The organism is Paenibacillus xylanilyticus (genome assembly GCF_009664365.1).
Lineage (GTDB): Bacteria > Bacillota > Bacilli > Paenibacillales > Paenibacillaceae > Paenibacillus > Paenibacillus xylanilyticus_A.
Map to the genome: position 1 here is coordinate 584,510 of NZ_CP044310.1, position 16,265 is coordinate 600,774.

Below are 16,265 nucleotides of genomic sequence, written 5' to 3' on the forward strand. Positions count from 1 at the left end.
GGGTCAGTGTTTCCAACCGGAATATTGGGGTTTAATAGAAAAAGAGACCAATTCCATCCATCTATAGAAGGGGAGAACGATATGAAGCATCGCAAATCTTCGCAGCTGTTACAGCAGCTGGTGTTCGTGGGTCCCTCCATCGTGTTCTTTATTCTCATCATCGTGGTCCCTTTCCTGCTGGGAATGTATTACTCCTTTACAGATTGGAACGGGGTGTCAGAGAATATCAATTGGGTAGGGTTCGACAACTTTATTCATATTTTTGCGAATGATCCCAAGTTCCAAACAGCGTTCTGGTTCACGGTACGTTTTACGGTGGTCGGTGTAGTATTAACCAATATCATCGGTTTTTTCCTGGCGTACTTCCTGACCAAACCGCTTAAGACGAGAAACATTCTGCGCACGATCTTTTTTATGCCTAACGTGATTGGTGGACTGTTGCTCGGCTTTATCTGGCAGTTCATATTTGTGAAAGGGTTTTCAGCAGTTGGCGACGTGACCGGCTGGTCCTTCTTCAACCTCCCTTGGCTGGGAGACGAGCCGACCGCCTTCTGGGGAATCGTCATTGTATTTGTCTGGCAGACCGCAGGCTATCTGATGGTCATCTACATCTCGTCCCTGACCAATGTGTCGCCGGATCTGCTGGAAGCTGCTGAAATTGATGGAGCAAGCCGCTGGCAGGTACTGCGGAGCATCATTCTACCGCTCATTATGCCTGGGGTAACGATCTGTCTCTTCCTGGCGATCTCCTGGTCATTCAAAATGTTTGATCTCAATCTGTCACTGACCAAAGGTGGACCGTTTGGATCAACGGAGTCCGTTGCACTCAACATTTACAACGAGGCATTCGTGAATAACCGTTACGGCATTGGTACGGCAAAAGCACTCATTTTCTTCGTAATCGTTGCGATCATTACAATGATTCAAGTCCGTCTGACGAAGAGCAAGGAGGTAGAGGCATAGATGGAAACGACGAAAAACTACCGCTTCAGTACGATCATAACCGAGATCATCATGGTACTGATTGGACTGCTGTTCCTGGTTCCGTTCTACTTCCTGTTTGTCAATTCGGTCAAAACATTCGGTGACCTGCTTACCAATTCGGCAGCATGGCCTGAAGTCTTTCAATGGGGCAACTATGCAAACGCCTGGGAGAAAATCAAATTCCCTTCGGCACTGATGAACTCGCTTATCGTTACAGTGATCAGCAACCTGCTGCTTGTACTGATCAGCTCCATGGCTGCATACCGGATGGTCCGCAGTGATACCCGCTTCAACCGGATTCTGTTCGGCATGTTCATTGCCGCCATGGTGATTCCGTTCCAGTCTATCATGATTCCGCTCGTTACGGTAACCAGTAATCTTGGGCTGATCGACAGTCTGGGTGGTTTAATCATCTGTTATCTCGGATTTGGTGCACCCATGTCGGTGTTCCTGTTCCACGGGTTCGTTAAATCGGTCCCGGTTGAGATTGAAGAAGCCGCCCGGGTGGATGGCAGCTCCGTATACGGGGTATTCTTCCGGATTGTATTCCCGCTGATGAAGCCGATGTATGTCACGGTTATTATCCTGAACACACTCTGGATCTGGAATGACTATCTGCTTCCGTCCCTAATCTTGCAAAGCTCTAACCTGCGTACGATCCCGATTGCGACCTTTGCGCTATTCGGTCAATATACGAAGCAATGGGATCTGGCACTGCCTGCCCTGGTGCTGGGCATCATGCCAATCATTATCTTCTTCCTGCTGATGCAGAAGTACATTATTCAAGGCATTACCGCTGGATCAGTTAAGGGGTAGGTGCGAGAGTAGGTCGCTCCGGGATCATGTAGCGCCTTCGATCGCTGTTGCTCCCCGGTGGCCAGGATGAATTGAGACAAGGAAGCCACCGGGTATCAAAGGCGAACGCTTCGCTTCTCCGTCGCATCATGCTCCCTCCGCTCCACCTCGCATGGAGGTGGAGCGGAGGAGAAGGCGCCCGCATGGCTTGGGCACCTTCTCGGAGGCAAGCGTAAGTAAGAAAAGCTAGAAAGACAAGGGTCGAGAAGAGAAGATTATGAAATGAAGAGTAAGGAAGCTGCCAAACAGAAACTACTATAGGGAGAGTGTATGTATGAAAAGAATGACAAAGTTGACGTTGCTCATGCTGATTGCTTTTTCGGTAATGCTCGCAGGTTGTGGCAACGGGGACAAAAGCGGCAGTCCGGTCAATACGGATGCTCAAACGGGCGGAGGAGACGCTGCCGCAGGGGACAAAACCATCAAAATCTTTCAATTCAAAGTCGAAATTGCGGAAGCGCTTAACCGCCTTAAGGCAGAGTATGAATCCTCGCATCCAGGCATCAAGCTGGACATTCAGACAGTTGGTGGCGGCAGTGACTACGGTGCAGCACTGAAAGCCAAGTTTGCTGCAGGCGAACAACCGGACATTTTCAACGTGGGCGGATACCGCGAATTGGACACTTGGCTTGAGTATCTGGAAGACCTGTCAGGTGAAGCTTGGACAAAGGACGTGCTTGAAGTAGCCAAAGAGCCAATGACCAAAGACGGTAAACTCTATGGACAGCCGCTGGCACTGGAAGGATACGGATTCATTTATAACAAAGACCTTTTTGAAAAGGCAGGCATTACTGAAATTCCAACAACATTGGAACAGTTGGATCAGGCAGCTCAGAAACTTCAGGCAGCCGGCATTACACCATTTTCGAACGGATATCAGGAGTGGTGGGTGCTTGGCAATCATAACGTAAACGTTGCATTTGCGAATCAGGCAGATCCGGTAAAATTCATTCAAGGCCTTAACGAAGGTACAGAGAAAATCCCGGGCAACCAAGTGTTCACAGACTGGATGAACCTGCTCGATTTAACGCTGAAATACAGCAACAAAAACCCGCTTACTACCGACTACAATACACAGGTAACCCTGTTTGCAAGCGGGGAAGCAGCGATGATGCAGCAAGGGAACTGGACTCAAGTGCAGATTGATGGAATCAATCCCGACCTGAATCTCGGTATGCTGCCAATGCCAATTACGAATGAACCGAATGACAAATTGTTTGTAGGCGTACCTAACTATTGGGTTGTAAACAAAAACTCGCAAGTGAAGCCGGAAGCGAAGGAATTCCTGGAATGGCTCGTAACATCCGATATCGGGAAACAGTACATGACCAAAGAGTTCAAATTTATCCCGGCGTTCAGCTCCATTCAGGCCTCGGAAGAGGATCTGGGCGATCTGGCAACAGAGATTATGAAGTACAGTCAGGAAAACAAAACGTTAAGCTGGAACTTCAACCGCTTCCCGGAAGGTGTTCCACAGGAATACGGCAGCACCATCCAGGCATATGTGGCAGGCAAATCGGATAAAGCCGGATTGCTTGATGCCCTGCAGCAAAACTGGGATAGTCTGAAAAAGTAAAAATCCCAGAATGACGTTTATACGTAAGTGCAGATAAGAGATGGACCAGTATCACTAAATGTTATCCACAGAAAACAATATCCACAGGCCATCTAATCCTGTTCGACAATCCATTACCATGACTCATTCAATAGGTCAGCCAGAATATCGTTCTGGTTGGCCTATTTTTTATTTTGAGAACCATTCGGAAAGGATAACATGGCTATCTATCTTTCGAATTGTGGATAACAACAATGATTACCATACGTTAAACTAAAACTCTTACCCAGCACTGAATACTATATGTGGATATCCTTTGTGCATAAGTGTCTACATATGGATGAGACCTGTGTATAAGTCATAGCTCGTGTCCTATTCTGCAAAAAGAAATTTGCAATGAATTAGTTAGTACTATATAGTTCTAAATATGACAAATCAAAGATCAAGTTCAGGTTCTGCCAAACCGAGAAGTGCCAATCCGGTCAACCGGACCAAGGCGGTCGAAGTGGCAGCGCAGTTATTTTTGCGTCAGGGATACAGCTATGTCAGCATGGATGAAGTTGTGCGGGCGAGCGGGGTGTCCAAGTCCAATATTTATTATCATTTTAAAAATAAGGAGGAACTGCTTCAGGCAGTGGTACAATACTGGATCGCCCAGTATGAGTCACAAGTATATATATTGCTCAGTCAGCGGGAAAGAAGCGTGGAAGAGCGCGTTAACTCGTTTATAGCCACGTTATCGGCAGGCATTGAAGGGCGCAATTTTGAAGGGAGCTGTCCTTTTATAACGCTCTATATGCAGACACCCGCTAGTGCGCCCGACGTGAAGGCCAGTATCTCCCGATTCTTCCGGGAATTGCAGCCGATGATCGAGAAGCTGTTTCAGCAGGGCGTGGACAGTGGAGAATTCCGTGAAGGCATGGATGCAGGGGCGGTTTCTTCGCTGTTTGTCGCCGCACTGGAAGGATCGCTGGTTCTGGCTGAGACCGCGCGGGATACCGGGATTATAGAACAATCCGTACGTACATTTTGTCAGATGCTTCGTTAAGCGAAGCTCTTTTTTTGGATTTTACTAGTACCATGTAGTTCTAATTAGGAGGAGAGAGTAATGAACGTAAATTCTACATACTTAAAAACAACGGACCAGATGCTTACCCATAAGGTGGACTCAGGGGCAGCATCCATTATTTTTATGACAGGCAGCACCGGATTTATCGGCAAGGAGGCAGTGAAGCAGCTAATCGATGAACATCTGGAATTGCTGCTGCTTGTCCGTTCAGAATCCAAAGCCAGGCAAGGCCTGACTTCATACGGAATATCGGATTTCAACAGAATTACGTTTGTACAAGGAGACTTATCGGTGGAGGGACTCGGTCTTAGTGCAGCAGATCGCAGGCGCGTGCTGGAAGCCGACGTCATTATTCATGCTGGAGGAACGATGGATGTTACCCTGGGGCGCAAAGTGGCGGAACAGATATTCATGAATGGAGCGCGAGAGGTTGCCGGGCTAGCTGAAGAGATTCAGCAGACTAAAGGTCTGAGACATTTCATTCACGTCGTTGGATTCATGAGCCCCTATGGCTTGCGTAATGAGAAAGGTGAAGACATACCCACTGGCAAGGTGGCCCCGAATGAAAGTGCATATGAAGAAATGAAGTTCCTCGCTGATCTGTATCTCCGAGAGCATGCTGTAAAAAATCAATATCCACTTTCTGTTGTAAACCCAAGCACAGTCGTTGGACCGCGCCCCACAGGTGAGACGGAGCAAACAGGTGGTATCGGGCTGCTCATCCAGGCGATGCAAAAAAGACTTATGCCGGTTGTACCTGGAGGTTCGTCTTATTGGTTACCGTTAGTGGAGAATGATGTGGTTGGGCGGACTCTGGTCTTCCTGACCAAAGAGGCGTTCCCAACAGGCGGGACCTATCCACTTCTGGCACGCAAGGAAACCAGTCCCAATATGAATGAACTTCTTCATCTTCTTGCGAAGCAGCTGGACGTACCGAAGCCCAAATGGGCTGTACCCTTATCCTGGATGCAATTCGCAATGAGATCAGGAGGGGCGCGGATCAGTGGTGTCCCTGCGGAATCGGTTTCCTTTATTACAGACAGAATATGGAATGTGGAAGAGACGGAAGATTTATTTAAACGCATGGGTCAAACATGGCCCGATATCCGGGAGCAGCTTCCGTCCGTTACGGCGGATCTGGATTATCGACTGAGCCTTCAACCTTACGAAAATCTCTATTCCGGTCGGACCCGAACCCGGATAGGGAACCTGGCAGCACTTGGCTGGGAGGGTGAAGGTGAACCATGGCTGATCGTGCATGGCATGCTGAATTGTGCGGATGAAATGCTTCCTATGGGCGAAGAGCTCCATCAGCTGACTGGAAATCCGGTTTGGATCGTCGACCTGGCGGGGTTCGGACGTTCGGCTGTACATCAAGGGCAGGAGGCCTTTGACGGTCAGGTGGATGAGTTGGTTACGGCCATTGGCACGTTTGAAGGTCCGATGAAGCTAGTAGGCCACTCCATAGGTGCGGCGATTGCATCCGCGGCGTTGCAGCGCAGCGGACGAACGGATATACGCCTTGGCTTGCTTCAGCCCGTTGCTCACAATACGAATCCAAACATGCTGCGATGGATTTCCCGCTTGCCAAGAGGAATAATGCGTACCCTCCTCAGCCGAAGGTCGGAAAAAAGCTGGCAGCACATGTTAAACACTCATAGCACTGAAGCAGAAGGAAGCATTGCGGCACCTGAACTGGCTGGAAGAATCAGGTCCAGTTTGCAGTCCCCCCGAATAGCGGGAGCACATGCCGACTTGCTACGATGGATTTACTCCGGCAAAATAAAAGGCAGCACCTTCACTTCTGGGGGAAGCACGTGGAATCGGGCAGACATTGCCAATAGTACATTGGTGGTATGGGCTGGCGAGGATACGGACTATCACTACCCTGAGGAGTTGAATCCACAGTGTAAACGAATCGACGTCCCTTATGGACACTACTTTCCGGTCTTTCAATACCGGGAAACGGCAGCAATTCTCATCAAATGGGCCGAACCGAGCGTGTAGAAATCCAAAGGGTTGTACCAATGACAGGAGAGATTAGTGAAATGAATCAGCAGCGTGTGGAAATCAGTAAAAATGTATTAATCGAATGCTTGGGACTGCGTGAGGGAGAGAATCTCGTGGTTGTGGCAGACGATGCCAAAAGGGAACTTGCAGAATCCATTTATGAAGCGGGGAAAGCACTTGGAGCGGAATCCGTGCTGATGATTATGGCGGAACGCAGCAGATCCGGGGAAGAACCGCCCGCACCAATTGCACAAGCCATGATCCAAGCCGATGTAGCCGTATGTGTGACAAGATACTCCTTAACCCATACACAGGCCCGGAAACAGGCCGCTGCATCAGGTACACGTGTCGCCACCATGCCCGGCATGACAGAGGATATGTTCATGAATGGTGCCATTACAGCCGAATATCCACAGGTGAAGGCACTGACCGAGAAGGTTACGGCTTTATTAACTGAGGGCAGCCAGGTACGGATTGAAAAGGAAGGGCACAGTCTGTCTTTCTCCATCAAGGATCGAAGCGGAGTACCCAGCACAGGGATGTATTTGAACCCTGGTGAATCGGGCAATTTGCCTTCAGGGGAGGCCTACATTGCACCGGTTGAAGGAATAGGTGAAGGCAGCATTATCGTAGATGGATCTGTTGCGGGAATTGGAGCACTCCGTGAACCGATGACTTTGAAGGTGGAAGAAGGCCGGTTGGTTTCGGCGGAGGGTCCGGATGGACAACAGCTGCTGACGATGCTGGGCGAGGGGGATGGCCGTTATCTCGGTGAATTTGGTATTGGCACCAACAATAAGGCGCGAATTACGGGAGTCGTTCTGGAAGATGAGAAGGTGTATGGAACGATCCACGTTGCCTTTGGCAGTAACAACACCTTCGGAGGCACGATTGCGGCAGGCGTGCATATCGATGCAGTAGTGCAGAAGCCGGATGTCTATATTGATGACAAGTTGATTATGAGACAAGGCGAACTGGTTAATTAATCAGATAAAGACTGCTGCAATCCACAGTGTGTCCACAACAAGGGATAGATGAAGTAGGTGGTTAAGCTTTTACGTGAGATTTACAAACAAGTACACAACATGTCCACATCAAATTGTTGTATATCCACATACTCATGCCCATTTATCCACAAACTGTGTGCAATATGTGCACAACTTATCCACATATAGGGTATAACTTGATCTTTTTCATGTTAATTTCACGCTCTTTAACCAAAATGGATAGTTATCCACAGTGTCTCGTGCAAAAAAGACCAGAGATTTGGCATATAGCCAATCTCTGGTCTTTTTGATGTAGTTTACATTTGTTAGCTTACTTTATATCGAGCTTATTTATCTTCCGTATTGAAACGACTGACTTCACGCAGCAATCGATCTGCATGATCGGATAACGCCTTGGCTGCTTCCGAGATATTACTGATCGACAGGGATTGTTCCATTGTGGAAGATGCGGCTTCTTCGGTAGAAGCAGCACTCTCCTCAGCGACAGCGGCGAGCCCTGTAATCACGTCAGATACTTGGGCAGCACCTGTTTTGATCTCATTCATACCCGAAGTAATCGAGCTGATTTTGTGTATGATTTCATCTACGGACCCACGAATCAGATCAAAGGAAGCTGATGTTTCTGCCATGGAATCCGATTGAGCCGAGCTATTCAGGCGGAACTGCTCCAGTTCGGCTGCGCTTTGCTGGCCTGCTGCATTCAGGTCGTTCAATAGCTGGTCGATCTCAGCAACGGAGTGGGAAGATTGTTCGGCAAGCTTACGCACTTCCCCTGCAACAACGGCGAATCCTCTGCCATGTTCTCCTGCACGTGCAGCTTCAATGGATGCATTCAGAGCAAGCAGATTGGTCTGTGCTGCAATGTTCTGAATACTGCCTGTAATGGCGGATATTTCACCAATTTTGCTAAGCAGCAGCTCATTGGATGTTTCGACCCGACTGGTGGATTCCTGTCCTGCCTGGGATAGATCTGACTGACGAGCGATTGCACTTTGGCCGCTCTCCATCGCGTGATTAACGTCCAATATCGTTTCGGAAGCCTGCCGGGCTTCGTCTGTTATCTGATCAATGATTCCGTTAATTCCGGACACCATTTCTGCTCCGGCTTGAATCGATTCAGCTTGTTCTCCTGCACCGTTGGCAATCTCCTCGATTACTGTCGAGATCTGCCCGGCAATTTCGTTACTGCCGGAAGCATCTTTGAACATGGTTTGGGAAGAGGCCTGAACCTGCTGTGCCGATTGATCGACCTGTCCGATCAAACTGCGTAGTGAAGCAGACATTTCATTAAATGACGAACCCAGTTGTGCGATTTCGTCTTTTCCCTTCACGGCAACTTGCACGGTAAGATCTCCGGCTGCCAGCTGCTTGGCACTGTTTTTCATGGCAAGCAGGGGCTTGATCGTTTTTAAAGCAAAGAAATAAGCGAGAGCTGCCAAGATCAAAGTGAATACAACGATAAAGGCCAGATACAACGTTCTTGTCTTCGTAAACTCAGCCAGGGCAGCTGCCTTGGAAATGGATGTGGCAACAATCCAATTGGTATTCGGAATTTTCTCATAATAGATTAATTGGCGATCATTATTGTAGGTATATTCGGATAATCCGCTTGGCTCCTTAAGCATCGTGCCCACAATATCGGTATAGTCACTTTGATCCGCAAGTGGGGTATTTAGCAACTCCTGATTGGGGTGGGAGAGCACTACACCGGCCTGGTCCAGCAAAAAGGTGAATCCGTTCTCCGTCTGAATGGAGTTAATCTCATCCTTGATGGAATCCAGTGCAATATTTTCAGCGATTGCACCTTGGAAATTCCCGTCTGCATCATGGAGAGGCACCCCAATGAATATGGACTGTACACCGGCTTTGGTCACGTAAGCATCACTGTATGTAAGCTCGTTAGAAGCTTTGGTTTGCACGTACCAGGGACGTTCGCGAGCGTCGAAAGTTGCATCGGGAATAAAGCCTGCTCCATCCATATAGGTTCCGTCCTCAAGGCCGAAATAGATGGTGGCGATATCCTTTTTATTGGAAGGCAGTTGGAAAGCCTGCAGATGATCCATTCCGATCTCATTCAAGGGAACTGTATCTTCAATAACCTTCCCAAGTGTCTCTATCACTTTAGCTTGGGCAATGGCCCATCCGTTAACTTCAGCTGCAGCATATTGAACTGTGCTCTGCAGTTGGTTATCCACAGACTCCGTAGCTTGTTTTTCAATGACGAGAAGGGCGATGTAACTTAGCGGGGCTGCAAGCAAAATACAAATGGCGGTGACGATGACAATGACTTTGGCTTTAAGCGTCATGTTATTCCTCTTTTCTTAAGTAAGGTTGTTGTTACAGCAGATAGTTTCAAAAAGAACTTATAAGGGTATATCGACATTTTTCGAGTTTTTATAGAGTTTTTATAGGAAAATTGAACTATATAATAGAAAGTCATATTTCTTCAGTTGAATGACCTTTCCGTGAAATCTCCAACCCTTGTGTCGGGGGATTCAGAAAGAATGAAGCAGCTTGTTAAATTAAGTGAAGCTCTAAATATTTCGTGGAAAATAGCCGATACACCAAGTAACCTTTAAAAGTGAGAGGGTATGGGGACAACTATGAATGAGGAAGCTCAAGTTCAATACATTAATTTTACGGTTGGAGATCAGTTTTTCGCGCTTCGCATTGAGGAAGTACATGAAATTATCAGAATGATTCCCGTGACCACTGTTCCATTCGGCAGTCCGGAGATCAGAGGCTTTGGGTCTTTGTACGGCAAGGTGGTTTCCGTTGTTAGTCTGCGGGTTCTGCTGGGCATGCCCGATAAAGATGACGATGCTTCTACACGTATTATTGTCGTGCCGTATAAAGGAGGGTATGTGCCTCTAATTGTGGACACGGTGGATTCTGTGGTGACCTACGATCGGTTTGAAGAACCTGCAGAAGAGCATAAGCGTTTCATGACAGGTGTATTCAAAGAGATTGGACATGCCCCGGATCATACGGCGGGAATTTTGAACCTGGAAGTATTGTTGGCCCTGCTGACAAGCTTAGGTGAATAAATCGTTTGGTGTCATTTTAGCAGCAGGTGAAGACCTGCACACAATCTTAATGTTCCTAATCCCATTCAGGGGAGAAGGAACATTTTTTTATGCGGATTGAAGCGATCAGGAACGTAGCAGGAGTGTACCAAGAGATGACTAAAGCAATTTTTGTGCGTAAAGGTTTTTAAATCCGGGCATTTTCGTATATGATGGAGAGTAACAATGCGAAGGGATGACGGGAGACTGTAATGATGCAATCGCTGTATGGAGTATGGCTTGGTGACGTATTTTTTTGTTTTTCCGGTGAAACATCGGAGCCGCGTGTGGATGCATGGACCCACGTGGTAAGGAGGCTGAATTTTGGCGACGGAGGTCGTCTGTTTCAGCCTGCCGCTCTTCGCCTTGCGGAGCTGCGTTGGCCCAATCCGATGCGTAATGCTGCGGAAGCCAAGAGTACGAAGCGGCGCCAATTGCTTGGACGGACGCTGGAAGGGCTTGCGATCTCGCCCAAAGATACATTTAAACTGCTGCTTCATTGGGATGACAGCATATTGAAAGCCGCAGGAATTCAGGCAGGTGAGGAGATTCGCTACTGGATAAAAGCAGCACAGTTCACACAGGAGCTGCTGCTGCGCGGAGAGATTGCGCCTTCTGCCGAATTTGCTGCCAAGACGGGGGCGCGGCGACGGACGGGACAAGAAACGCTGACAGGGGTATGGCGACCTCGTCTGTCTCAGGAAGCAGATGTGGAGCGTTTCCGTGAACTGGCGGAAGCCATGCCGCCAATCGGCTTGTCTGCACCTGGTGCATACGCTTCCTCCGAGCCGGAATCGCGGGAGGAGGCAGGTGCTGCTGTCCTGTTTTCATTCATGAGCGGCATGATTCATGCTGTCGTAACAGGAGAACTGGAAGGGATGGACAGTGACTTGTCAAGATACCGCACCCCGTTTCGGCGCGGTTCTTCTCCAGCAGCCGAACTGTGGTGGAACAGCCTGATCTCGATGTTCCGTCCCGTGACTGTACAGGGGCCAACGGAGGAAATGGCAGAGCTGATCGAGACATTGCGAGAAGCAGGGGGCACAGGGATGCCCGTAATCGGCAGTGAGGAAACTGCCCCTGCCGAAGGGGAACTGAAGCTGGTGCTTCGGCTTGAACCGCCTCTTGGCGAGCATGAAACGTTGTGGGGCATCACCTTTTGGGTAGATAGTGCACAGGAGGCTGGTCTGAGATTGCCTGCACGAACCATCTGGGCTCATCCGGATCGGGACCTGGATCGGGGGAAAGTGCGCTACGTATCCGCAGCGGAGCAGCTGCTCATGGCCCTCGGTCAAGCCAGTGAATTGGCACCTGAACTGGAAATAGCCCTGCTTCAACCTCGCCCGGAAGGGATAAAATTGGAGCAGCAGTCCTTTTTTGAGTTTTTGACTCACGCGGTGCCGCGTTTGCAGAAGGCAGGAATAACCGTGCTTATGCCATCCCGCTGGAGTCGTGCAGGCAGGCGTAGAGCCGGTCTGCGTTTACAGATGCTCAATCGTGGCACGGAACGGGCGCCTGGCGCTCCGAATGCACTGGGGATGGAACAACTGGTTGCCTTCAAGGCGGAACCGATGCTGGACGGCAAACCTGTTACTGCAGAGGAGCTTGCTGCGTTAGCCGAAGCTTCGGTACCTTATGTGATGTTCCGCGGCGAATGGATCGAAGTCGACACGAAGGAGATTCGCCAGGTTCTGCGATATATGAAAAAAGAAGAAGAACAATATATGCCGTTATCCGAATGGCTTCATCTGGCTGCAGAGGAAGGCGAGGATGCAGCCTGGAAGGGATTATCCGTCTTTGGTGCGGAATCCGAAGGTCTGCTCTCCTTCCTGCTGGACGGACAGGTGCTTCGCAGTATCGAACCGCGGCAAGTGCCTGCGGAGCTGCATGGGGAACTCCGGCCATATCAGGAGCGCGGCTATCAATGGTTGTCTGCGATGCGTGAGCTTGGCTTCGGAGTTTGCCTCGCGGATGATATGGGTCTCGGGAAGACAGTTCAGGTGATCACATGCCTGTTGGACCTGAAACATGAAGAACAGCAGGCAGCGGCGGAAGAAGCGCGTGAAAATGAAATGTATGGTTCGGGTGATCCATCGGAGTCTGGCGAGATTGTACCTGCAGAGGCTGTCAACTTGCCAGCACTCATCGTCTGCCCGACTTCTCTGCTTGGCAACTGGCAGCGTGAGCTCAAGCGATTCGCGCCAAATCTGTCCCTGTACATCCATCATGGGGGACAGCGGCTTCATGGCACTGCGTTTCAGGCTGAGGCACAGGCACATGATATCGTGCTGACGACCTATCATCTGGCTGGCCGGGACGGACCTGACCTTGCCTCATTGCACTGGTCAACCGTGGTCCTTGATGAAGCGCAGTATATCAAAAACTATCGTACCAAGCAGGCGCAAAGTGTGATGCGCTTATCGGCACCTCACCGGATAGCGATGACTGGTACACCGGTCGAAAACCGTTTGAGCGAGCTGTGGTCGATTTTCCAATTCCTTAATCCCGGATATCTTGGAACGGCTTCATCGTTCCGCCAGCGATACACCGGAATGGGGACCTCCGAAGAAAACAGCACGTCCCTGCGGGAGCTTCACCGGCTTGTTTCGCCGTTCATGCTGCGCAGGCTCAAAAGCGATCCGGATATCCGCAAGGATCTGCCGGAGAAGCTGGAGCTAAAATCATACTGCTCACTGACACCGGAGCAGACGATTCTGTATCAACGTGTGGTGGATGACCTGATGGGTGGATTGGACGGCCGAAACGGCATTGCCCGCAAAGGGATTGTATTATCGTCACTCACCAAACTGAAGCAAATCTGCGACCATCCGGTACTGGCAGACAGCAGCCGCAAGGATCATGCGAAAGTCGAGGCATCCGGTAAAATGGAACGCTTGCTGGAATTGGTTGATGCGATCCGTGACAACGGAGAATCAGCACTCATTTTCACTCAATATGTGGCCATGGGCGAGCTGTTGGTATCGCGCCTGACGCAGCGTTATGAGGAAGAACCGTATTTCCTGCACGGCGGCGTGTCCAAGGCACAGAGGGACGAGATGGTGGAGACATTCCAAAAGGGTGAGGGCCCTTCACTATTCGTTCTATCCCTCCGGGCTGGTGGGGTAGGTCTGAATCTGACGCGTGCCAGCCATGTCATTCACTATGATCGCTGGTGGAATCCAGCGGTGGAGAATCAGGCAACGGATCGGGTGTTCCGAATTGGGCAGAATCGCAACGTGCAGGTTCACAAGCTGATCTGCCAGGGTACGCTCGAGGAACGCATAGATGAGTTAATTGAGAGCAAGAAAGCACTTTCCGAACAGGTGGTTGGTTCCGGGGAGAACTGGCTGACCGAAATGTCGGACGATGAATTGCGCGGACTGATCTCACTACAGGGTGAGACGTGGTTATAAGCCTGACCAATATACTAGTCGGTGATCATATGAGAAGGGGGAAGGTTATGAGCGAAAAGTGGAATGTGGAGCTGCATATGTCCCCCGGTGGATGGACAGCAGAGGTAAGTCATGCTGCTGAAGTGCGTCAGAACGCATCAGCAGCCGCGGAACAGGCAGGAACAGCTGCCAGCCTGTTCACGGTAACAGGTACGCTGCCGCAGCTCAGCGAAGAGGCTCGCGAGGCCGTGCTGGCCCAGTTGCGCCAACGGCCGCTGGCCCTGTACGCGCTGCTGCGCGGCGGCCCTGCCCCGGCGGAGCTCGCGGGGCTGCTGCCCGCAGCGCCGGCTGCTGCGGCCTGCACCTGCGGCCGCGCAGACTGCGCGCATGCTGCGGCTGCGGAGCACGCCATCGCTGCGCGCTTCGCGGCCGAGCCGCTGCTGCAGCTCGCGCACGCCGGCCTGCCGCGCGAAGCGCTGCTTGCCGGCGTGCTTGGATCATGGGCAGAGGAACTGGCCCATGATCCAAGCAGCGCGGGCCGCGCAGCGGAAACGGCGGGCCGCCCGCAGGCGCGGGGCGGCGAAGGCGGCGCTGCCGTCGGCGAGTGGATCGCCGAGGCTGCCGCAGACGGCGCCATGCACCAGCCAGGCCCCGGCTTCGGCGCGGTGCAGGTGCAGCTGGCGCAGCCGGGCAAGCCCCCGGCAACGCCGGAACTGGCCGCGCTGCTTCCGGGAGTACCCGTAGCAGCAGGTCTGACCATGATCCGCGAGCGTGTAGCAGCGCGGATCTGGCAGGCTGTCCAGAAGAAGAAGGACAGCCCGGCAACCAAATCATAACAGGCATGAAGCGGGGGAGATCTTGGATCACCCTCGCTTATTTGTCTGTGTAAGATGGCCTTATGGCGGCAAGATTGGAAAGGATATCAATCCGGGCTTTAATCTGGATCTGCTGATTAAACGTTGGGATGATGCCCTAAAAGTCCGAAAAATGGCCCTATAAGCCGTGCGACCCTTTTCACATGATGGCTATTCCCTGCCAGTAAGCTTGGTGCGGTGGAGCTTCACTGCAATTTGATGTATACTGTCGCAGGGGATGAAATGCCCCGGAGCGTATTTTATTTTTTTCATACTTTATATTGCGATAGGAGTTTTTTTAGATGAAATCACGAACAGGAAGACAGCGCCATATCGCGGTATTGCTGTCCTCGCTTATGATATGCGGAGCATTGCTGTCCGCCTGCCAGGATGGCTCTGGATCTGAGGAAAGTCAGGATCTGAACGCTGCAGGCAATACGCAGCAGGAAACGGACGGAACGACCGTTCATTTAACCGAGGACACAGGGGATGACGGCGACAAGACAAACGGCAGCGAGACAGATCAGCCGTCATCTGGTGAGAACGGGGATTCCGGCAATGCTTCTGCGGATGAAGAGCAGGACCCTTCAGATGCTGGCAATGGGACAGCTGCGGGTGACCCTCTGATGGAGAAGCGAAGCATCAGTGCGATGCAAAATACGATTGACAGCCAATCCGTTGTTACCAATGCAGAGTCCATGACGGTTATCGTGAACAAGCAGCGCAGTCTGCCGGAAGGCTATGAGCCAGACGATTTGGTAGAGCCGAATGTGCCATTTTCCTTCGATGGTCCTCACGAGAAGCGCCACATGCGGAAGGAAGCTGCAGAAGCGCTGGAGAAGCTGTTTGCAGGAGCTGAGGCGGACGGCATCGAGCTGCGCGCGGTGTCTGGATACCGTTCATATGAACGCCAGGTTTCCATCTATAACAACAATGTGCAGACCAAAGGACAAGAATATACAGATCGTGTGAGCTCTAAGCCGGGCAGAAGTGAACATCAGACGGGTCTTGCGATCGACGTATCCAGCCCGAGTGTAGGTAATGCCCTGGAAGAAGTGTTTGGCACCTCCAAGGAAGGCGAGTGGCTGGCAGAACATGCTGCAGACTATGGCTTCGTTATCCGCTATCTTAAGGGTGAGGAAGACATTACGGGTTACGTCTACGAGCCTTGGCACATCCGATATGTCGGAACCGATCTGGCACCCGATATTGCGAAAAGCGGGTTGACCCTTGAAGAATACTTTGATGAGGCCAATATTAAACTGTAAGTCGGACGTACAACGTATTTAGATTTGTACTTGGATGTCTTAATAAAACAAAAGTCCTGTAAACGTGGCTGGTCGCATAGCGGCTGGTTACGTACACGGGATTTTTTTTCGTGTATTTATAACTTCCAATTACCTAATTTTTGGTATTCAGATTGAGCTCGGCCTGTTATAATGCAGAGATTATCGAGGGAAATGACAAGCAGAGT

General features: G+C 50.6%; 12 protein-coding genes. 11 read left to right on the plus strand and 1 reads right to left on the minus strand.

Features of this window, described 5'->3' with window-relative positions; translation table 11 throughout:
* Positions 1-81: 81 nt before the first annotated feature.
* From F4V51_RS02760 to F4V51_RS02785, 6 genes are all read left to right on the plus strand, one after another.
* On the plus strand, positions 82-963 hold the full coding sequence (locus F4V51_RS02760) for a carbohydrate ABC transporter permease (RefSeq protein WP_095291842.1): 882 nt from the start codon (positions 82-84) through the stop codon (positions 961-963).
* Complete coding sequence (locus tag F4V51_RS02765; protein WP_153976754.1) at positions 964-1,800, plus strand: carbohydrate ABC transporter permease; 837 nt, start codon at positions 964-966, stop codon at positions 1,798-1,800.
* Between the two features lie 313 nt (positions 1,801-2,113).
* Positions 2,114-3,415 carry an ABC transporter substrate-binding protein gene (locus F4V51_RS02770; RefSeq protein ID WP_153976755.1) on the plus strand — a complete coding sequence of 434 codons (1,302 nt, stop codon included), beginning with the start codon at positions 2,114-2,116 and terminating at the stop codon, positions 3,413-3,415.
* Between the two features lie 406 nt (positions 3,416-3,821).
* A complete protein-coding gene (locus F4V51_RS02775) occupies positions 3,822-4,442 on the plus strand; it encodes a TetR/AcrR family transcriptional regulator (RefSeq protein ID WP_153976756.1) in 621 nt (206 codons plus the stop codon).
* Positions 4,443-4,502: 60 nt separating this feature from the next.
* Complete coding sequence (locus F4V51_RS02780; RefSeq protein WP_153976757.1) at positions 4,503-6,470, plus strand: alpha/beta fold hydrolase; 1,968 nt, start codon at positions 4,503-4,505, stop codon at positions 6,468-6,470.
* Positions 6,471-6,511: 41 nt separating this feature from the next.
* The gene (locus F4V51_RS02785) at positions 6,512-7,459 is read left to right on the plus strand and encodes an aminopeptidase (protein WP_153976758.1); all 948 of its coding nucleotides are present in this window, start codon (positions 6,512-6,514) and stop codon (positions 7,457-7,459) included.
* A gap of 347 nt (positions 7,460-7,806) precedes the next feature.
* Here F4V51_RS02785 and F4V51_RS02790 read toward each other — a convergent pair whose 3' ends face one another.
* Positions 7,807-9,786 carry a methyl-accepting chemotaxis protein gene (locus F4V51_RS02790; protein ID WP_153976759.1) on the minus strand — a complete coding sequence of 660 codons (1,980 nt, stop codon included), beginning with the start codon at positions 9,784-9,786 and terminating at the stop codon, positions 7,807-7,809.
* A 297-nt stretch (positions 9,787-10,083) separates the two neighbouring features.
* Between F4V51_RS02790 and F4V51_RS02795 the strand changes: the two genes are divergently transcribed.
* The 5 genes from F4V51_RS02795 (at position 10,084) to F4V51_RS02815 (ending at position 16,059) form a co-directional block, all read left to right on the plus strand.
* Entirely contained in the window at positions 10,084-10,527 is a 444-nt protein-coding gene (locus tag F4V51_RS02795) for a chemotaxis protein CheW (RefSeq protein ID WP_162009885.1), read from the plus strand.
* A 230-nt stretch (positions 10,528-10,757) separates the two neighbouring features.
* Entirely contained in the window at positions 10,758-13,958 is a 3,201-nt protein-coding gene (locus F4V51_RS02800) for a DEAD/DEAH box helicase (RefSeq protein WP_153976761.1), read from the plus strand.
* Positions 13,959-14,005: 47 nt separating this feature from the next.
* On the plus strand, positions 14,006-14,773 hold the full coding sequence (locus F4V51_RS02805; RefSeq protein WP_153976762.1) for a hypothetical protein: 768 nt from the start codon (positions 14,006-14,008) through the stop codon (positions 14,771-14,773).
* Positions 14,774-14,795: 22 nt separating this feature from the next.
* Positions 14,796-14,936 carry a hypothetical protein gene (locus tag F4V51_RS02810; protein ID WP_153976763.1) on the plus strand — a complete coding sequence of 47 codons (141 nt, stop codon included), beginning with the start codon at positions 14,796-14,798 and terminating at the stop codon, positions 14,934-14,936.
* 157 nt (positions 14,937-15,093) lie between these two features.
* A complete protein-coding gene (locus F4V51_RS02815) occupies positions 15,094-16,059 on the plus strand; it encodes a M15 family metallopeptidase (RefSeq protein WP_153976764.1) in 966 nt (321 codons plus the stop codon).
* Positions 16,060-16,265: the final 206 nt, after the last annotated feature.